This window comes from Kastovskya adunca (assembly GCF_059505785.1).
On sequence record NZ_JCACLG010000052.1, the window covers coordinates 68,029 to 86,692 of the forward strand.

Annotated in this window: 15 protein-coding genes, 1 tRNA gene and 1 other annotated feature; of the genes, 14 read left to right on the top strand and 2 right to left on the bottom strand. The window is 49.0% G+C overall.

Annotated elements, in window-relative coordinates; all coding sequences use genetic code 11:
• Nucleotides 1–96: 96 nt before the first annotated feature.
• Nucleotides 97–2,799, top strand: coding sequence for a DUF3769 domain-containing protein (locus tag AC5JR3_RS20160; RefSeq protein WP_495848353.1), 2,703 nt, complete (start codon nucleotides 97–99; stop codon nucleotides 2,797–2,799).
• Between the two features lie 15 nt (nucleotides 2,800–2,814).
• Here AC5JR3_RS20160 and AC5JR3_RS20165 read toward each other — a convergent pair whose 3' ends face one another.
• Complete coding sequence (locus AC5JR3_RS20165; RefSeq protein ID WP_495848354.1) at nucleotides 2,815–4,650, bottom strand: hypothetical protein; 1,836 nt, start codon at nucleotides 4,648–4,650, stop codon at nucleotides 2,815–2,817.
• Nucleotides 4,651–4,779: 129 nt separating this feature from the next.
• Between AC5JR3_RS20165 and AC5JR3_RS20170 the strand changes: the two genes are divergently transcribed.
• The gene (locus AC5JR3_RS20170; protein ID WP_495848355.1) at nucleotides 4,780–8,184 is read left to right on the top strand and encodes an alpha-mannosidase; all 3,405 of its coding nucleotides are present in this window, start codon (nucleotides 4,780–4,782) and stop codon (nucleotides 8,182–8,184) included.
• Here AC5JR3_RS20170 and AC5JR3_RS20175 read toward each other — a convergent pair.
• The gene (locus AC5JR3_RS20175; RefSeq protein ID WP_495848356.1) at nucleotides 8,157–8,903 is read right to left on the bottom strand and encodes a creatininase family protein; all 747 of its coding nucleotides are present in this window, start codon (nucleotides 8,901–8,903) and stop codon (nucleotides 8,157–8,159) included. The genes AC5JR3_RS20170 and AC5JR3_RS20175 overlap by 28 nt on opposite strands.
• A gap of 132 nt (nucleotides 8,904–9,035) precedes the next feature.
• Here AC5JR3_RS20175 and AC5JR3_RS20180 point away from each other — a divergent pair, with 132 nt between their 5' ends.
• The 12 genes from AC5JR3_RS20180 to rplL all read left to right on the top strand — a co-directional run bounded on the left by AC5JR3_RS20180 (nucleotide 9,036) and on the right by rplL (nucleotide 18,597).
• Entirely contained in the window at nucleotides 9,036–9,788 is a 753-nt protein-coding gene (locus tag AC5JR3_RS20180; protein WP_495848357.1) for a response regulator transcription factor, read from the top strand.
• Between the two features lie 110 nt (nucleotides 9,789–9,898).
• On the top strand, nucleotides 9,899–11,197 hold the full coding sequence (locus tag AC5JR3_RS20185) for a sensor histidine kinase (protein ID WP_495848358.1): 1,299 nt from the start codon (nucleotides 9,899–9,901) through the stop codon (nucleotides 11,195–11,197).
• Between the two features lie 57 nt (nucleotides 11,198–11,254).
• Nucleotides 11,255–11,923 carry a phosphate signaling complex protein PhoU gene (gene phoU / locus AC5JR3_RS20190; protein ID WP_495848359.1) on the top strand — a complete coding sequence of 223 codons (669 nt, stop codon included), beginning with the start codon at nucleotides 11,255–11,257 and terminating at the stop codon, nucleotides 11,921–11,923.
• A 511-nt stretch (nucleotides 11,924–12,434) separates the two neighbouring features.
• Nucleotides 12,435–14,342: an iron uptake porin gene (locus tag AC5JR3_RS20195; protein ID WP_495848360.1), complete on the top strand. Its 1,908-nt coding sequence runs from the start codon at nucleotides 12,435–12,437 to the stop codon at nucleotides 14,340–14,342.
• Between the two features lie 214 nt (nucleotides 14,343–14,556).
• On the top strand, nucleotides 14,557–14,919 hold the full coding sequence (gene rplS, locus AC5JR3_RS20200; protein ID WP_495848443.1) for a 50S ribosomal protein L19: 363 nt from the start codon (nucleotides 14,557–14,559) through the stop codon (nucleotides 14,917–14,919).
• 88 nt (nucleotides 14,920–15,007) lie between these two features.
• A tRNA-Trp gene (locus AC5JR3_RS20205) sits at nucleotides 15,008–15,080 on the top strand.
• Between the two features lie 153 nt (nucleotides 15,081–15,233).
• The gene (secE, locus tag AC5JR3_RS20210) at nucleotides 15,234–15,461 is read left to right on the top strand and encodes a preprotein translocase subunit SecE (RefSeq protein WP_495848361.1); all 228 of its coding nucleotides are present in this window, start codon (nucleotides 15,234–15,236) and stop codon (nucleotides 15,459–15,461) included.
• Nucleotides 15,461–16,078 carry a transcription termination/antitermination protein NusG gene (nusG, locus tag AC5JR3_RS20215; RefSeq protein ID WP_495848362.1) on the top strand — a complete coding sequence of 206 codons (618 nt, stop codon included), beginning with the start codon at nucleotides 15,461–15,463 and terminating at the stop codon, nucleotides 16,076–16,078. The genes secE and nusG overlap by 1 nt, the downstream gene beginning before the upstream one ends.
• A gap of 2 nt (nucleotides 16,079–16,080) precedes the next feature.
• A complete protein-coding gene (gene rplK, locus AC5JR3_RS20220; RefSeq protein WP_495848363.1) occupies nucleotides 16,081–16,506 on the top strand; it encodes a 50S ribosomal protein L11 in 426 nt (141 codons plus the stop codon).
• Between the two features lie 87 nt (nucleotides 16,507–16,593).
• Nucleotides 16,594–17,310 carry a 50S ribosomal protein L1 gene (gene rplA, locus AC5JR3_RS20225; RefSeq protein WP_495848364.1) on the top strand — a complete coding sequence of 239 codons (717 nt, stop codon included), beginning with the start codon at nucleotides 16,594–16,596 and terminating at the stop codon, nucleotides 17,308–17,310.
• A 50-nt stretch (nucleotides 17,311–17,360) separates the two neighbouring features.
• Nucleotides 17,361–17,529 (top strand) — a sequence feature (ribosomal protein L10 leader region).
• Between the two features lie 65 nt (nucleotides 17,530–17,594).
• The gene (gene rplJ, locus AC5JR3_RS20230; protein ID WP_495848365.1) at nucleotides 17,595–18,146 is read left to right on the top strand and encodes a 50S ribosomal protein L10; all 552 of its coding nucleotides are present in this window, start codon (nucleotides 17,595–17,597) and stop codon (nucleotides 18,144–18,146) included.
• Nucleotides 18,147–18,207: 61 nt separating this feature from the next.
• Entirely contained in the window at nucleotides 18,208–18,597 is a 390-nt protein-coding gene (gene rplL / locus AC5JR3_RS20235) for a 50S ribosomal protein L7/L12 (RefSeq protein ID WP_495848366.1), read from the top strand.
• Nucleotides 18,598–18,664 lie beyond the last annotated feature (67 nt).

An 18,664-nucleotide genomic window follows, 5' to 3' on the forward strand; every position in this document is an offset into this window, starting at 1 on the left:
AATAGGGGCGAGGCGTGCCTCGCCCCTGTTGTTTGAGTGAGTGGGGTGAGTCGTCACGTTTCGGAGTTGTCCATCCGAACTCTTGTCAACGAAAAGATGCCTCAACCTGTTCCGCCACCTGAACCGCCTGCAATTTTTGAACCTGTAGTACCGGAGACAGCCCAGAGTCAAGCTGATTCCCTTAAGCCGATGGCAACCTTGCCATCCACCCAGGCGCTGCCAACCGGGTTACTTGCTGCACCGACTCCACCAGAAGCCTTTGCCCCTGAGTTTGTCCCCACCAGCACGATTCCAAGGGCTGCTTTATTGGGCCCTCCCATTGCTGTTGGTCGTCGTCGTAACAGTACAATTTTCCCGACAGCCCAATTAAATCTCAGCCAAGTAGAACCTGAACAAAATTTAGCGCCACCCATTGAGCCGACTGAACCCGCTCGGCAGCAGCCAGAAGTTTCTCCCACTATTGACTCTGTAGACCCCTATAAGCCAGAACCAGAGCCGGAGCAGAATGTCGCTCCACTGATTGACTCAGTTAACTACACCGCAACAGACACTGGGGCGTTGGGTGAAGTGGCACCAACTCCGACTCCTGCGATTAGTCCCACAGTCTTTCCCAATTCTCCTCATCAAGAAAAATCCAGCGAAGAAGCCGCCGACGTAGTAGCACAAACGCCTGTTGAGCCATCTTCTTCAAGGTCGAAGGAAAGTAACGCACAAACACAGCTAGCGGGTGCAAAGGTACTTTCACCGCTATTGGGCTTAAATAGCAATCCCTCACAGATTGAAACCCTCCTCACTCAAGAGCGTGGGGGAGAAGTTAGAGAATTTGAATTTACTATTCCAGAAAATGCACCGGAGCCAGTCGTCCCCTCTCCTAGTGAGGAGACGGCACCCCAAGTACCATCAGAACCGCCCCCAGGTAATAGTCAAACAGCTCCCAGTAATACCTCTATCTCCGAACGGGTGCTTGAGCTGACCGCAGACCGAGAAGAGTACGATGACCAGCGACAAGTGATTACAGCAGAAGGTAATGTTGTGCTGCGCTTTCAGAATGCTGTGCTGGATGCAGACAGGTTGGAAGTCAATTTGCCCAATCGCATTATCGTGGCTGAGGGAAATGTTGCCCTAACTCGTGGGGAGCAGGTATTGCGAGGAGAGCGCTTTGAATATTTCTTTGTTCAAGATAGTGGTGTGATTCTTAATGCTAGCGGGGAGGTTTATACACCTACTGCTGGCGAAGATTTTGCGTTTCCCTCGCCCACAAATGTGGCAACTCCTGGGGCGGAGCGACCGTTAAGCGATCGCCTAACTGCCAATCAACCCCTACAGCGAGTTACCAATACTGGCGGTTACTCCTTTGTGGTTGGAGGAACAGACAATATCCCTGGTTTGCCTCAGGCTCAAACTGGAGGAAACGTCAGTCGGCTGCGCTTTGAAGCCGATCGAGTTGAGTTTGAGGAGGACGTTGCGGTCGCTCAAAATGTCCGGATTACCAACGATCCTTTTTCCCCGCCAGAGTTGGAACTACGGGCAGATACCGCCACATTTCGGCGTATTTCCCCCTTACAAGACGAAATCGTTGCCACCCGACCGCGATTAGTTTTCGATCAAGGCTTAGAAGTTCCCCTACTACGAAATCGGATTGGTATCGATCGCCGAGAACGGCAACCTGCTCCCATCAGCTTTGGCTATGACGGTGGCGATCGCGGTGGGTTATTTGCTGAACGTACCTTTGAAATTATTAATAGACCCAACGTCCGCTTTAGCGTCACGCCTCAGTATTTGGTGCAAAAGGCAATTTTTGGCGATGCTAATTTTATTGAGCCATCCGCGTTTGGATTGCGATCGGAGTTGGAGGCTACCCTCTCTCCGAGAACAGCGGTGGTGGGTTCAGCGGTGCTCACCAGTTTAGACCCCACTGATTTTGAAAATCAGGCGCGGGCAAGTTTGCGCCTGCAGCAGATTATCGGTACAGCCTTACCCCATAGGCTGAATTTGGAATACAGCTATCGCGATCGCCTCTTCAACGGTTCTTTAGGATTCCAAACGGTTCAGAGTAGTCTCGGTGCGGTCTTGACTTCCCCGATCATTCCCCTAGGGAATAGCGGCTTCTACCTGAACTACCAAGCGGGCGCTCAGTATATCAACGCGGATACAGACCGCATTGACTTACTCGAATCTGACCGGAAAAACAATCGTGTCAGCCTCGGACGGTATCAAGGGACTGCCACTCTCAGTCGCGGCTTTCTCCTGTGGCAAGGTGAAGCCTTACCCGCCACACCCACAGAAGGACTGCGCTACACCCCAGTACCTGTGCAGCCATACCTGCGGCTGAATGCTAGTACCACTGGCGTAGGGAGTCTGTACAGCAACGGTGACTCTCAAGCCTCCCTCAGTGGTTCAATTGCACTACAAGGGCAAGTCGGTCACTTTTCCAAGAGGTATTTGGACTACACGGGTTTTAACCTCGGTTACTCCCATATTTTGGTCGGAAATCAATCTCCCTTTTTGTTTGACCGAATTGTAGACACCAGCGTCCTCTTTGGTGGCATCACTCAGCAAATTTATGGCCCCTTTCGCGCGGGTTTTCAGACAGCAATTAGTTTAGATAACAACAGACAAATCAGCACTGACTACTTCGTAGAATACAGTCGCCGCACCTACAATATTCTCCTGCGTTACAATCCAATTCAAGAAATTGGTTCTCTGAGTTTTCGGATTAATGATTTTAATTGGGCAGGCAATCCAGGACGCTTTGATGGTTCTGGGGTTCGTCCAGTTGTCCAAGGGGTGGCTCAGTAGCTGCACTAAGCACCTCTAACGCCTCTTCACCCATCGCCATGTCTTCACAAACAACTCCTCTAACCACAGCATCGCCCGGTCTAGCCACCCTAGAAGTAACTCCAAGGGGTGCTTAACATAGCCAGTCGAAGTCGCCTGAGTTTCAATCCAATCAGGAGTATGTTCAAAATCAGCAGTTGAGGCAGTAGGAGTCAGGGTAGAGTCATCATTCTGACTAGGGGAACTCGCCGCCGCGATCGCTTGATCAGAATTTTTCCCTAATGCCCTTAGAGGTTTTTGGCGATCGCTGTTTCTCTCATTACCCTTGTGCTGACGCGGAGCAACCTTAGCGCTTGGAGTTGCCGTTGTCTGAGTAGAGGTAATCTCAGTAGTATCTTTGGGAGTCTTTACCAGTTTGGCGGTGGTGAATTTGGGAGATAGTGGTTGCTTTTTACGTTGGAAGTAACGCTTAAAAAAGCCCCCAATAGAGTTTCCTGACAACATAGGTGCTTCAGAAGTCGGAGTGTCAGGTAGCTGGGCAATTTCTAGAGAGGGAGTGAAACCGTGAGCATTTGCGGGTGCATCGGTGGCTTCAAACAAATCGCCCCAGGTAAGCCAAGGATCATCAGCTTCACTTGCTGCGGCTAGTTCCGGTGCAGAGCCAAACGAACGCCCTAGTAAGCGATCGCCTGCACTCGTTGCGTTCCCAGGGATGGCAGTATCTTGATAATCTGTTCCAGAAACTGCCACGGAACGCCGACCGAAAAAGTAGTCAACGGCGGCACGAATTATGCCTTGAATACGCCAGGTATCTGTTTGAGTCTGCTCGGAGGATGCTAACCCTCCCTTTAGGGTAAGAAACCGTTCTTGGACTTGATGCAGCAGTGTCACTGTACGACCGCTAACGACCCCAGTGAACTCAGAAACTTGTACTAACTGATGGCTTTCTAACTCAGCTACCCGCTGATCTAAAAAAGCTAATGCTCTTGTTGGAGGCAATTGGGGTGTCAATACCTGAGATGAAGGCAATGTTTGTAAAGAATTACTGGCTTGTAGTGGCTGGCTGGGATGAGGTTGAGGCGCAGCTAGCAGCTTTGACTCTTGGAAAAGATTTGCCGCGATCGCTATAGAGCCAGTTTGCACCCACGCCATTACTTGCCAGAAGAGGGAAACAATCGGGAAAAGTTGGGGACGGTCTTCCGCCGCCAGCGATCGCGCCATGATTGTCGGCTTAGATGCCTGTTCTAGACGCCGATAACGCCAAAAGTCAGCAAGTTCCCAACTGATGCGAGAGGTCAGCGTTTGCTGCTGTTGAGGCGTGAGAATATCGAGGATTTGGTTTTGGGTGCTAACCAGTACTAATGTACGTGTTGTTAATAAGCTAGCGACGCCTTGCACAATGGAATTGGTAAGATTTGATGCCTTTGCTACTTGGCTCGATTGAGTCGAAGACTGCTCAACCAATCCCTCCGTTGCCGCCACTAACCCGCTACTCACTTCTGCCGTCACCGCCACCAGAGGGGCTTCTCCAGCTAGCCGTAGTAGTTCTTTGGCTTCGGGCAAAGAAACCCAGCTATCAACCGCCTCTAATAAGCGTTTAATCGGCGTATCTACCGTGGGCGGCGTCGGTTCCTCCGCAGGCTTTTCTGCCTGTAGTGGTTTCCATCCCGTCTGTGCAGCCGTGAAGATTTGCCGTCCAGCTAATCGGGTGGTTTGCACCATCAGGTAGACCGGATACAGCAAAATTTGTACTCCCCAGATGGCAGCAACCTTTACCTGTCGCACAGCGCGATCGCCTTGATCAACGACAGAGCGAACTTGCCGATTTACGAAATTAAACAATCGACTTTGATAGCGACCTGGGGAAGACATAGCAGTTAATTGAGCGACTGAGCAATTAGCACCGCTCGCGACTAGCTATTATTCGTTGTGGGTTAATCTCTAACAACTAACAACTGACTGCTAATCGCTAAGAGTCAGTGCCTCGATCATACCGAAAAGATGACCACCCCTGCGACCCCGACAACGGCAACCACCCAGATTAATTGCGTAATTACTCAACTGCGCTCTTGCACCCAGATTCCTGTGCAGTCGGGTTGGCGATGCTACCCAGATGATCTCCCCGCATCAGTTGCTACCCAAGCTGAATCCTGGGAGGATTGGTCAACAGCCCCAATCAACGATAAAGGCTACATTGTCTGGGCGTCGAAACGGCAGGTGATGTGGCTGGCTCAACGGTTTGTCGTTCCCCAAAATTTGCAAGGCTATCCCTTAGCGGGATTAACGTTACGACTGGTGCTGACATGGTGGGCAGAAGATGCTCAAATTTTTGTCAATGGTCAGTTTGTACAAGCCGGAGATTTATTTGACTCTTCGACCAGGGTAGTAATCTCTCAGGCGGTGACAGCGGGAGAAGAAATTACCGTTACCTTGCGCCTAGTGAGTCCGGGGCATGATATTGGGGCATTGATGCGATCGCATTGCCTATACGAAGCAGCGGATGGAGGAATTGACCCTGGTTTTGTCGCCGATGAATTAGCGGTGTTGTGGCGCTACCAAGAAGCCTTTGAGCCAGAATCCTTAGAGGCTTTAGCCGCCGCCGTGGCAAAGATAAATTGGGAAGTCATAGGCGATCGCGAAAAATTTCACACTACCCTCTCTACATGGCGTCAGCACCTATTTTCCTCTGTCGGGGGACAACAGAACCGCTGCATCCAAATGTTGGGTCATGCTCATCTCGATCTCGCTTGGTTGTGGACGGTTAGCGAAACCTGGGAGGTTGCCCAAAGAACCTTTGAATCAGTATTAAACCTCCAAAAAGACTTTCCTGAGCTGACTTTCTGCCATTCCACCCCCGCTCTTTACGCTTGGATTGAAGAGCATCGCCCCGATTTATTTGCCGCTATCAAACAACAAATTGCGGCGGGTCGCTGGGAAGTCGTGGGGGGAATGTGGGTGGAGCCGGAACTGAACTTAATCGACGGTGAATCCATTGTCCGGCAGGTACTTTATGCCCAGCAATATGTACAGGAAAAATTTGGAAAATTAACAAAAATCGCCTGGGTTCCTGATAGCTTTGGCTTCTGTTGGCAGTTACCGCAAATTTTGAGACAAGGCGGCATTGAATATTTTGTCACCCAAAAATTGCACTGGAACGACAGTACCAAATTTCCCTACGGCGCATTTTGGTGGCGATCGCCGGATGGTTCTCAAATCTTTAGCCTCATCTCTCCCCCCAACACCACTGGCGTCATGGACACCAGCCCCCTGACAATGGCATCCTACGCCGTGGAGTGGGAAACTCAGACAAAGCTAAAAGATATATTTTGGCTGCCGGGTGTGGGCGATCATGGTGGTGGGCCGACGCGCGATATGCTACAAGTTGCCCAGCGTTGGCAGCAGTCTCCCTTCTTCCCCCGTCTGGAATTTACAACCGCTTTGGGGTACTTGCAGCAGCTTACGGCAGGCGGAAAGGAAACTAACCACAGCACAGAGAACGCTGAGGAAGAAGAGGAGAGGGAGGAGCGATCGCCTGTCTTTGGACTCAGCACTCAGGACTCAGGACTCACCACTGATTTCCCCCTGTGGAATGACGAACTTTATCTAGAATTTCATCGCGGCTGTTATACCACCCACGCCGACCAAAAACGCTGGAATCGTCGCTGCGAGCAGTTACTGTATCAGGGAGAATTGTTTGCTTCTCTAGCCACTCTGATTGCTGGAACCAACTATCCCAAGCTGCAACTCGAAACCGCTTGGAAAACAGTCTTATTTAATCAATTTCACGATATTTTACCGGGAACCTCGATTCCTGAAGTGTTTGTAGCTGCAAATCAAGGGTGGCAAGAAGTTGAGCAGGTGGCTTCAGAGATTTTGGCAGATTCATTAAAGGCGATCGCCTCCCAAATTTCTCTCCTCTCACCACCCCAACCTAACGCCCAACCCCTGATCGTCTTCAACTCCCTCAACTGGCAGCGTTCGGAAGTTGTCGCGGTTCCTCTCCCCGCCGCCTCAGCCGCCACTTGGAGCCTTTACGACCTCTCTGGAGAAAAACTCCCTTGTCAGTTCAGCTCCGAGTCTCCTGCTCTGCTGTTTCTAGCCCAGGATGTTCCCTCGGTTGGCTACCGTATCTTCTGGCTATGTCGAACTGATTTGAAATTGCCGATCGGTTCGGGATTTGACTCAAATCCTGCACCCAGCCCCATCAGCGGCAAATCCCGCCTTGTTGGGAAACCCAGAGGGACGCAGAAGAATACGGAGGGTGAGGAAAGAAATCAAGTTTTGCCGGAAGACTTTGTTCTGGAAAATGCTCTGCTGCGTGTTGTTGTTAGTCCTGAGAGTGGAGACTTAAGCAGCGTCTTCGACAAAATTCACCAGCAAGAAATTCTTCAAGGGGCGGGTAATCAATTGCAAGCCTTCCAAGACAAGGGTCAATACTGGGACGCTTGGAATATTGACCCCAACTATGGCGAACATCCCTTACCCCCAACTGAGTTAGTTTCAATTCAGTGGTTGGAGCGGGGGCCAATTCAATGGCGTCTGCGGGTTGTACGGCAACTTAACCAATCGGAATTTTGCCAGGATTATGTTCTGCAAGCCGACTCAGCCGTTCTCAAAATCGCCACGACTGTAGATTGGCAGGAAAGTCATGTTTTAGTAAAAGCCGCTTTCCCATTAAATCTAGAGGTGGATTATGCTACCTACGAAATTGCCTGCGGTGCCATCCAACGCCCGACTCGACCCCAAACCCCTGCTGAGAAAGCCAAATGGGAAGTTCCTGCTCTCCGTTGGGCAGACCTTGGCGATCAAACCTCTGGCGTAAGTTTGCTCAATGATTGTAAATACGGCTACGATGCCCAGTCTTCACAGCTACGCCTCACCCTCCTCAGAAGCCCCTGCTGGCCAGATCCGACGGCAGATAGAGGAATTCATCACTTCACCTACGCTCTCTATCCTCACAGGGGTAGCTGGCAGTCTGCTAACACTGTACGGCGGGGATATGAGTTGAATTTGCCGCTGCATGTGGTGCTTGATGTCCCAGCCAATAGGAATGCATCGCCCACAGGCGATCAACCTGGGGCGACTGCGGGCTTAAATTCTTTAGCCGACGCAGGAAGGCTTTATAACCCCACCCTTCAGGGTGCCAGTTTCCTAGATTTATCGGCTGAAAACCTCGTCTTAATCGCCTTCAAACAATCAGAAGATGACCCCCATCTCTGGGTTCTGCGCTGTTATGAATGCCAAGGTCAATCAGCCGAGTTGTCTTTCAAGAGCAGTCTAGATTTAGCGATCGCTCATCCCGTCAACTTACTCGAACAACCGACTCAATCTCAGGAAATTCTCCCCTGGAAAATTACCTCGTTTGCCGTACAACAGGGTTACTCTGACCCTAAAAACTCCAAATAGTTATTACTCAATTCCTTCACCGCCAACTCATAAAACTGCTTTCCATGTTCGGGGGTTGCTAGTGCAGGATTAGAACCCATGCGTCCATCCGGGTAGCGACGGCGAAAATCCGCCGCCCCATAAATGGGATGTCCGGAAGCCACTTCCTCAGATAGCGGCGCTTGCTTAATCGATTCCGGGTAAACGTACTGCGTCAGGGCTACCTCACTCGGCGTCGCGTGGGAGCCTTCTTCGTTACCGTACAACTCTTTGGCTAACTTATAAACCGAGCCGCACATAAACCAATTCGCCAGACGACACTGCACCCGGTCAGCATTGGGAATATTTAACTCATCTAAATGAGCATAAGTTTCCGCAAAGGCTGCCTTTAAGGTAGCCATATTGCCGCCGTGACCATTGATGAAGAAAAATCGCGTGAACCCGGCTCTAGCTAAGGAGGTGAGGTACTCTTTAACGAGCTGAATTAGCGTACTCGGTTTCAGGCTCATCGAACCGGGAAAGGCCGTGTGATGCAGCGCCATCCCAACGTTGATGGTGGGAGTAACGAGGGCGTTTGTGGCGTCACCCACTCCGCGCGCGATCGCTTCTGCACAAATCGCATCAGTGCCAATTAATCCAGTTGGCCCATGTTGCTCAGTCGATCCAATCGGGATAATAATTCCTGGCGATCGCTCTAGGTAGGTTTCCACCTCTGTCCAGGTGCTCAAATGTAGCTGCATTGCCGTTAGAAGCCTTGTATTTATACCTGTAAGAATAGGTCGATTCTACTTCTTAAGAGTTTTAACTAATCACAAACAATAATTATGGTGTATATGTGAGCTTAGAACTGTTAATACAGAATTTCTTTTTTTATGCTTTCTCTCGACCTGCCCCACAGCCCCTCTAGTCCAGACCTAGCGCAAGCAACACGCGTTCTAGTGGTGGAAGACGAAGATTTAATCCGAGAAATGCTGGTTTTGGCTCTAGAAGAGGAAGGTTATGAGGTCGTCACGGCTTCAGACGGGCGTGTAGCGTTAACGCTGTTTCAGGATGCTGACACGAATGAAGCCCAATTCCCGTTTAACCTGTTAGTCCTAGATTTGATGCTACCCCAGATCAATGGTCTGGATCTGTGCCGCTTACTACGCTATCAGAGTAACCCGGTGCCAATTTTAATTCTCAGCGCCAAAGCAAGTGAAACTGACCGCGTTTTGGGTTTAGAAGTGGGGGCTGACGACTACCTCACCAAACCCTTCAGTATGCGAGAGTTGGTAGCTCGTTGCCGCGCTTTGCTCCGTCGCCAACGCTTTAGCTGCTTACCCCCAGCTCCTGTTTTGCAACTGCGGGATATTGTTCTTTATCCTCAAGAGTGCCGTGTCACCGTTCGAGGAGAAGAAGTGAATCTTTCCCCAAAGGAGTTCCGGTTGTTGGAATTATTTATCAGTTATCCCCGCCGAGTTTGGTCGCGCGATCAATTGATCGATCAGGTGTGGGGCCCTGATTTCATGGGGGATACTAAAACCGTAGATGTTCACATTCGTTGGTTGCGAGAAAAACTTGAACTCGATCCCAGTCAGCCTGAATATTTAGTGACTGTTCGCGGCTTTGGCTACCGCTTTGGCTAATTAGGAATTGGTGACGGGGAAACTGGGAAAAGTTTTTGGTTTTGAGTTTTTAGACAGACAGCGTTGTTAGGCTAGCTAATAACCAGTAACTAACCGCTAAAAACTGACTCATGACCCTAATTGCCTTCTTGGTGGGTCTAGCAATCGGGATTGGGGTTTGGCTTTGGCAACAGCGTCGGCTCAATCGGCGTTTAAAACAAATGTTGGGGTCATTACATTCTGATGCTAGTAGTAGCTCAATGCCCATAGTTTCTCGCTTGCGGCAAGAGATTACCTTTGCCAATCAACAACGAGAATTGCTAGAAAAAAAACTGGAAATCAGAAAACATCTGCTCCAGATTATGCCGATTGGGTATTTGCAGGTTGATGAAGAAAATCAGCTTCTCTGGTGCAATGAGCAAGCACAGCAACTCTTGCAAATTAACCGCTGGGAACCCGGACAGATACGGTTGCTGTTGGAGTTAGTCCGTTCCTACGAACTCGACCACCTCATTGAGCAAACGCGCTTGCAGCAGCAACCAGAAATTATTGAGCTAGTATTTCATCCTGTTTGTTTAGAGGGGTCGGCAATGGCAAGTGTGCGACCGCTAACATTACGCGCCTCTAGTTGGCCCCTCCCCCAACGGCAAGTCGGGGTTTTCCTGGAAAATCAGCAGCCGCTAGTTGATCTGACGCAATCGCGCGATCGCGCTAATTCCGACTTAGCTCACGAACTGCGAACCCCACTCACCGCCATGCGCTTAGTCGCTGAAGCTTTGCAAGGGCGTGTAGAACCTCCTGCTAGTCGGTGGGTTGAGCAAATGCTTCGAGAAACAGATCGACTGATTTGCCTGGTGCAAGAATGGCTAGAACTTAGTCAGATGGATAAAGACCCCACAACAAGCCTCACTCTTGAACCCTTGGATCTGCACAGTCTTCTTCAGTTAGCGTGGGAAAACTTAGAACCCTTAGCTCAACAAAAGCAGCTTAGTCTTGCCTATCAGGGAGTCGATAGCGTCTGGCTAGAAGCTGATCCCACCCGCCTCACCCAAGTCTTCATCAATTTATTCGACAACAGTATTAAACACAGCCCTACTAAAGCTGAGATTCGAGTAGAGGTGAGTCTCCTCCCAGCCACAGACGAGCTTAACTGTGTTCAAATCAACATCATTGACTCAGGTTCCGGATTTGCTGAGGCTGACTTACCTCATGTTTTTGAGCGCCTTTATCGTGGCGAAACCTCACGCCATCGGCAACAGACAGCCCTCGGTTCTCCAGAAAGGTTGCCTAACAGCAGTGGAAGTGGCTTAGGACTTTCAATCGTGCAAAAAATTATCCTCGCTCATGGAGGAGAGATTCAGGCGCAAAATCATCCAAAAACCGGGGGTGCATGGCTCCAAATCAGTCTTCCGGTTACTGGCAAATATTAAACAGGATTGCTATCACTGTATTTACTAGCCGTTTCTCCCACAACAGAGTGAGCTGAGGTGAACCTGTCTTCTCAAACTAACCATTCTGAACGCTTTCACTTTCAACGTTGCCTCCGGCGTTTGGAGCGAGATGTTCTACGCATGGGTGCCTTAGTGGAACAATCTTTTCGCTTAAGTCACCAAGCTTTATTTGCCCGTAACTTAGAATCTGCCAAAGAAGTTGCCGCGCTCGATAAACGCATCGATCAGTTTTATCGCCAAATCGAACTAGAATGCAGCATTCTGTTAACGCTACAATCGCCAGTTGCCCAGGATCTACGCCTCGTTAGTGCCTTGATGCAGTTGGTGCGAGACTTAGAGCGTATTGGTGACTATGCCGAAGATTTGGCAGAAATTGCCGTGAAGCTCTTTCCTTACCCGCCTCATTCTTGCTTACCTGAAGTCGAGATCATGTCCCATCATGCCCAAGCCATGCTAGCCGCGAGTTTAGCGGCATTGGTGGATTTGGATGTAACAGCAGGACAAGCCGTAAAGGTCTTGGATGACAAGGTCGATGATGCCTACGACAGGGTTTACAACACCTTGGCTTACCAGCAGGACATCAAAGGCGTTATCGAACCGATTCTGTTATTAACCCTGATCATTCGTCACTTAGAGCGCATGGCTGACCACGCCACCAACATCGGTCAGCGCGTTACCTATATCGTCACAGGTCAGCGATCGTAGCAATTGACGGTATTTAACCAGACGATTACCTAAGCCTTACCAGTCTCTAAACTCCCAGAAGTAAGATGGCAAACAAACTCTGTTTCTGGAGCTAATGAGGCGTAGAGTTTTTCTTGGCTTTTTGCCTAGAGAAAAAAACTTTCCCTTGCCTTTGAAGATTCAGCCCCGGCTAAGATACCTGCTGCCAATGGGATGAAAGCAAGCCGTCTGAGGTTCCATCCTACTGAAGGTTTCCATATCTTATCTATGGATGCCAATAGCCAGCTAGAAGCAGGAATTAGGGTCTTTTTAGCCCTCAAATTGCCAATTTCAATTCCTTATATAGTGTTTTAAAATACGTTGCTTGTTAAGCATTGCTAATAACATTGATTAGGCAATAGCAATTTTTCCATTAATGCCCTTTTTTCTCTGTAATCGTGGCATAATTGGAGCGATTTTCAACCCTGGTTTTCAAGACTTGTGCTCACCTCAGAAAGCTTTGTGTGAAATCAATTAGGTGTGAGGATGAATAATGTTTAAACTGCTCTGGAATGCTCTGAAGGTAAGTCCGGTTGTGCTAGGTGCATTTTTGTTTGTATCTGGCAGCGCTGGTGCGACTCAAAACGCGATCGCTCAAAAAATTATCGCTACCAACAATGAAACGCTGGCTTCTGTAGAGCCGATTGTTGAAAGTGATATTCAATTGTCCAAAGCGACAGTTGAGAACATTTCTACTTCTCAAGTAGAGCCGAGTATTCAATTGTCCGAAGCGATAGTTGAGGATACTGCGGTTTCTCAAGCCACTCCTGGGCCAGAAAGCAAGTTAGTTGCCCAAATGCCTGCAACTGACTCAACTAGCACCCTTGAGCAAATCAACAACTACAACAACGAAGGCAATTCTCTAGACCAAGTTACCAACGTTACCCAACTGCGAGATGTCTCTCCCGGAGACTGGGCGTACGAAGCACTACGGGAACTGGTAGAACGCTACGGCTGTATCGCGGGTTATCCCGATGGCACCTTCCGAGGAAATCGGGCAACCACCCGTTTTGAATTTGCCGCTGGTTTGAATTCTTGCTTGAACCAAATTGAGCGCTTGATTGCCGCTTCCACGGCTGACTTTGTCACCCGCGATGATTTGGAAACGCTACAGCGCCTAGTTCAGGAATTTGAAGCGGAACTGGCAACCCTAGGAACTCGCGTTGATAACTTAGAAGGTCGCGTCGGCTTCCTGGAAGACAATCAGTTCTCCACCACCACAAAGCTCAACGGGGAAGTCATTTTCGCTCTCAGCGATATGTTTGGAGGCGAAGAGAACGTCGATAACGTTGATTATGGGGACGACAATAATACCGTCTTCCAAGACCGGGTGCGACTGAATTTTGATACTAGTTTCACCGGTAGCGATCGCTTGCGTATTCGCCTTCAAGCAAGAAATGTTCAAAGATTTACTTACGTGGGCACTCTTACAAATGAGGGGCGACTAGGTTTTGAAGGCAATGACGGTAACGATGTTAGAATTGACGACTTAGCCTATCGCTTTGATGTGGGTGGAGCCAGAGTCAGTCTAATTGCCAATGGAGGCGATCTAGATGAAGTAGCTCCTGTCCTCAGTCCTTTTGAATCTAGCGGTAGTGGTTCCATCTCCCGTTTCGGGCGATTCAGTCCTATCTACCGGATGGGAGGCGGCGGTGCCGGAGCTGGAGTCACAGTTGGTAGAAATTCTCCCATTTCTGTAAGCGCAGCTTACTTAGCTGGTAATGCTGAAAATCCTAGTGGCGGCAGTCCTACTGAAAGTGAAAAGGGTCTTTTCTCTGGTAACTACAGTGCCCTTGGTCAAGTAACATTCCAGCCGAGCGATGCCTTTGCGATCGCTGCCACCTATGTACATATGTACGACAACTCCGAAGATCCGTTCACGAGCGATAGTGATGGTGTTTTCGTTGGTTCTACTGGTAACCTTCGCCATGCTACTGGTAGCCTTGCTTCTCAAGTCAACGTACTGGAACGGAGAGTTGTCGGGAACTCCTACGGGATTGAAGCTTCCTTTGCTTTTAGTCCCCAGTTGATTTTGAGTGGCTGGGGTGCCTACACCAACGCCATTGTTCTGGGTTTAGGCAATGCTGATGTCTGGACTTATGGTGTAACACTTGCTCTCAATGATTTAGGTGGGGAAGGGAATACCCTCGGTCTTGTAGTAGGTATGGAACCAAAGCTAACAGGTAGTGACGCCAGTTTAGCGGGTCTCATTGATGGTGCTACTGGCCCTAACCAAAGAAAAGACCCTGATACTGGGCTGCACATTGAAGGTTTCTACAGATTCTCCCTGACCGACAACATCGCTATCACTCCTGGTGTAATTTGGCTCACAGCGCCAGGTCACAACAATAACAACGATGACATCATCATCGGCACAATCCGCACAACCTTCAGCTTCTAGTCTTTCAACTCGCTGAAATAAATGTTCAGAAATGCCTTTATTGATTTAAGGGCATTTTCTTTTTTCCTCCGACGAGATGGAAGATTGAGAGATTAAGGGATGATTTTTGCCCGGATAAAAATAAAAGTTGCCAGGAGTGGGAGTAAAGTCTAGACACAGACTGAGTTTTAGCGGTAAGATAGGAGGCTGTGACTTTTCTTAGAATCAGATGAAAGTGCCAGCGCAAAATATCATCAACTCAATTGAATCGGAACAGCTAAAATCCGATTTGCCTACTATCCATGTGGGCGATACTGTTCGGGTAGGAGTCCGCATTCGAGAAGGCGGCAAGGAACGGATACAGCCTTATGAAGGCACAGTGATTGCCATGCGAAATGGTGGCATCAACGAAACGGTCACCGTCCGGAAAATCTTTCAAGGGATAGGTGTTGAGCGGGTCTTCCTGCTACACTCCCCTCGGGTTGAGAGCATCAAGATTATCCGTCGCGGTAAAGTGCGTCGAGCGAAGTTGTATTACCTACGCGATCGCATCGGTAAAGCCACTCGCGTCAAGCAGCGTTTCGACCGGGGAATCTAATCTCAATTTAATCAGTTTTGAGTTGGTGCCACAATTACGTTAAAATAAAATACACAGGAGTATAAATCCAAAACTCCCGTCAAGCTGTGCGCTCTTAGTTCAGTTGGTAGAACGCAGGTCTCCAAAACCTGATGTCGGGGGTTCAAGTCCTCCAGGGCGCGCTCTGATTAATCAACTACAATTCTGCCCGAAGGCACGATCGCCTGCCTGATTGGCTTGATGTCGATCTCTTTCGGGTAGAATTGTTTTGTGAGTCTGGTTTCATCCCACCAGAAGCAACCTCACAACTGTATTAACGGGGGAAAGCAAAAATTGTGGCGAAGAAAACTAAAACTGAACCAGAAACCAAAGAAGCCTCATCAGGATTTAACTCTGTAAAGTTTTTTCAGGAAACTAAAGAAGAACTGAGCAAAGTAGTTTGGCCAAGTCGCCAGCAATTACTGAGCGAATCAGCAGCTGTTATCTTGATGGTGGTTGCCTCTGCGACCTTGATTTATTTAGTAGATAATTTCTTCGTTTGGCTGTCAGGAAAGGTGTTTTAATGAGTTTTGCCGCAGACGAACCCAATGATACCAATCAACAACCAGAGACCTCTACTAGGCCTCACTGGTATGCGGTTCAGGTAGCTTCTGGTTGTGAAAAGCGGGTCAAGACGAACCTAGAACAGCGAATTCAAACGCTGGATGTTGCTGACCGGATCTTGAAAGTACAGATTCCTCAGACGCCGACTGTCAAAATCCGTAAAGATGGATCTCGGCAGCATACCGAAGAAAAAGTTTTTCCTGGCTACGTGTTGATCAAAATGGTGATGGACGATGATGCTTGGCAGGTCGTCAAAAACACTCCTAACGTGATCAACTTTGTTGGGGCAGAACAAAAACGCCGCTACGGGCGAGGGCGTGGTCACGTCAAACCCGTGCCACTGAGTCTTGGCGAAGTCGAACGCATCTTTAAACAAGCCCAAGAGCAAGAGCCAGTTGTCAAGTTTGATATGTCAATTGGAGACAAAATCATCGTGCTTTCTGGGCCATTTAAAGATTTTGAGGGAGAAGTGATTGAAGTAAGCCCTGAAAGGAGCAAGCTGAAAGCCTTACTCTCAATCTTCGGGCGCGACACGCCAGTAGAATTGGAATTTAACCAGATCGAAAAAACAGGCTAGAAATGGCAAAAAAAGTCGTTGCAATAATTAAGTTGGCTCTCCCAGCCGGGAAAGCCAACCCTGCACCCCCAGTTGGTCCGGCACTCGGTCAGCATGGGGTTAACATCATGGCGTTCTGCAAAGAGTACAACGCCAAAACCTCTGATCAAGCTGGCATGATTGTGCCAGCGGAAATCTCGGTGTATGAGGATCGAAGTTTTTCCTTTATCCTCAAAACGCCTCCCGCCTCCGTACTGATTCGGAAAGCCGCAGGAATCGAAAGAGGTTCCAGCGAACCTAATAAAAAGAACGTTGGCTCAATTACTCGCACTCAGTTGCAAGAAATTGCCCAAACCAAAATGCCTGACCTCAATGCTAATGATATTGAAGCAGCAATGAAAATTGTTGAAGGCACTGCCCGGAATATGGGTGTAAAGGTCGCTGACTAAACGCCCGTTTTAGGCACGATTAGAATTTCAAGTAAGCAAACCTTACAGGGGGAGAAGCAACGCTTCGCTAGGCACCCCAGGAGATACATGACAAAAAAACTATCACGCCGACTACAGGAACTCACTCAAAAGGTTGAAGAACGTCCTTACGAACCTTTAGAAGGACTTAACCTGCTCAAAGAGACGGCTACGGCAAGGTTTCCAGAATCTGCCGAAGCCCATATCCGCCTAGGAATTGACCCCAAATACACCGACCAACAGCTACGAACAACCGTTGCTCTTCCCAAAGGTACAGGTCAGACGGTGCGGGTAGCTGTCATCGCCAAAGGTGAAAAAGTTAATGAAGCCAGCAGCTCTGGTGCTGATGTTGTTGGCTCTGAAGAGTTGATCGAAGACATCCAAAAAGGGATGATGGACTTTGACCTCCTGATTGCCACACCGGATATGATGCCGCAGGTGGCAAAGCTAGGTCGTCTTTTGGGCCCACGGGGATTGATGCCCTCGCCCAAAGGGGGAACAGTTACTTTCAACCTGGCACAGGCGATTGAAGAATTCAAAGCTGGTAAACTAGAGTTCCGGGCTGACCGAACTGGCATCGTTCATGTTATGTTTGGCAAGGCATCTTTTCCGGCAGAAGACTTGCTGGTTAATCTCAAGGCACTGCAGGAAACCATCGACCGTAACCGTCCTTCAGGTGCTAAAGGTCGTTACTGGCGGAGTATATTCATATCTGCCACTATGGGGCCGTCAATTGAAGTTGACATCAGCACCCTGCGCGACTTGAAACTTGGTGATGCTGCCTAAACGAGTAGTGTTAGATTATAATCTTTAGCCCTTCTCTCATTGACCGCTAAAAATTAAATTGGCTTGTGCCAAAGACAGCAGGAGCAAGTAATTGCTTAAATAGCCTGCCGAGGTCAACGCCCTTCCATCGGCTGTGCCACCAGCATTAACTTCAGTGGCATGGCATTCATGATGAAAAGCGTAACCTCGGCATGGCGTCCGAGGTTTTGTTTTTAGGCAGGTCAAACGGCTGCAATATCCAAACTTGTCAATTTTGCACGTTTATATAAGGAGGTGAAACAGAGATGGGAAGAACCCTAGAAAATAAAAAAGCGATCGTAGCGGAACTCAAAGAAGCATTGGGTGAGGCTCAACTCGCTTTTGTCGTTGACTATCAAGGTCTAACCGTTGCCGAAATCAAAGATTTACGCGATCGCCTGCGTCCAACAGGCACCGTTTGTAAGGTGACGAAGAACACCCTGATGGGTCTGGCAATCGAGGGTGACGAAGCCTGGCAACCGATGTCGAACTTTCTGGCTGGGTCTTCTGCCTTCATGCTGGTTAAAGAAGATATCGGTGGTGCCGTTAAGGCTTACCAAGACTTCCAGAAAGCGTCTAAGAAGACCGAGCTTCGAGGCGGCGTTATGGAAGGTCGCGCCCTCACCGAAGCTGAAGTTAAGGCGATTGGTGACTTGCCCTCGAAAGAGCAGCTCATTGCTCAAATCGCTGGTGCAATCAATGCCTTGGCGACCAAGATTGCCGTGGGCATCAACGAAGTTCCTGCTTCCTTGGGTAGAAGCATCAAGGCAATTTCTGAGAAAGAAGAAGGCACTTCTGATGACGCCGCTTCAGACTGAGTGAGGCAAAACACCTCCAACAACAACTAGAACATTAACTACAACAATAGGACTAAATTCCATGTCTACAGCAACCGACGAAATTCTGGAAAAGCTAAAATCACTGTCTCTGTTGGAAGCAGCCGATCTCGTCAAGCAAATTGAAGAAGCCTTTGGTGTCAGTGCCGCTGCTCCCGCTGGTGGCATGATGATGATGGCTCCTGGTGGCGCTGCTGCTGCTGAACCAGAGGAAGTGCAAACAGAATTCGATGTCATCCTGGAAGAAGTTCCAGCTGACAAGAAGATTGCTATTCTCAAAGTCGTCCGCACCATGACTGGTCTGGGTTTGAAAGAAGCCAAGGATATGGTGGAATCTGCACCCAAGCCAGTTAAAGAAGCGATCACCAAAGATGCGGCAGAGGATGCCAAGAAGCAGTTGGAAGAAGCTGGTGCAAAAGTCACCGTGAAGTAGATTTGCCAAAGATCGAAGAGAAAAGGAGTCAAATATGGCTCCTTTTTTTGTGGGCAAGGTATCCCTC

What these genes read in the sequence shown, in the direction of transcription:
- AC5JR3_RS20165 (WP_495848354.1), bottom strand. Translation starts at nt 4,650, where the DNA reads ATGTCTTCCCCAGGTCGCTATCAAAGTCGATTGTTTAATTTCGTAAAT.
- rplL (WP_495848366.1), top strand. Translation starts at nt 18,208, where the DNA reads ATGTCTACAGCAACCGACGAAATTCTGGAAAAGCTAAAATCACTGTCT.
- AC5JR3_RS20170 (WP_495848355.1), top strand. Translation starts at nt 4,780, where the DNA reads ATGACCACCCCTGCGACCCCGACAACGGCAACCACCCAGATTAATTGC.
- rplA (WP_495848364.1), top strand. Translation starts at nt 16,594, where the DNA reads ATGACAAAAAAACTATCACGCCGACTACAGGAACTCACTCAAAAGGTT.
- rplK (WP_495848363.1), top strand. Translation starts at nt 16,081, where the DNA reads ATGGCAAAAAAAGTCGTTGCAATAATTAAGTTGGCTCTCCCAGCCGGG.
- AC5JR3_RS20185 (WP_495848358.1), top strand. Translation starts at nt 9,899, where the DNA reads ATGACCCTAATTGCCTTCTTGGTGGGTCTAGCAATCGGGATTGGGGTT.
- AC5JR3_RS20180 (WP_495848357.1), top strand. Translation starts at nt 9,036, where the DNA reads ATGCTTTCTCTCGACCTGCCCCACAGCCCCTCTAGTCCAGACCTAGCG.
- nusG (WP_495848362.1), top strand. Translation starts at nt 15,461, where the DNA reads ATGAGTTTTGCCGCAGACGAACCCAATGATACCAATCAACAACCAGAG.
- rplJ (WP_495848365.1), top strand. Translation starts at nt 17,595, where the DNA reads ATGGGAAGAACCCTAGAAAATAAAAAAGCGATCGTAGCGGAACTCAAA.
- AC5JR3_RS20175 (WP_495848356.1), bottom strand. Translation starts at nt 8,903, where the DNA reads ATGCAGCTACATTTGAGCACCTGGACAGAGGTGGAAACCTACCTAGAG.
- AC5JR3_RS20195 (WP_495848360.1), top strand. Translation starts at nt 12,435, where the DNA reads ATGTTTAAACTGCTCTGGAATGCTCTGAAGGTAAGTCCGGTTGTGCTA.
- AC5JR3_RS20160 (WP_495848353.1), top strand. Translation starts at nt 97, where the DNA reads ATGCCTCAACCTGTTCCGCCACCTGAACCGCCTGCAATTTTTGAACCT.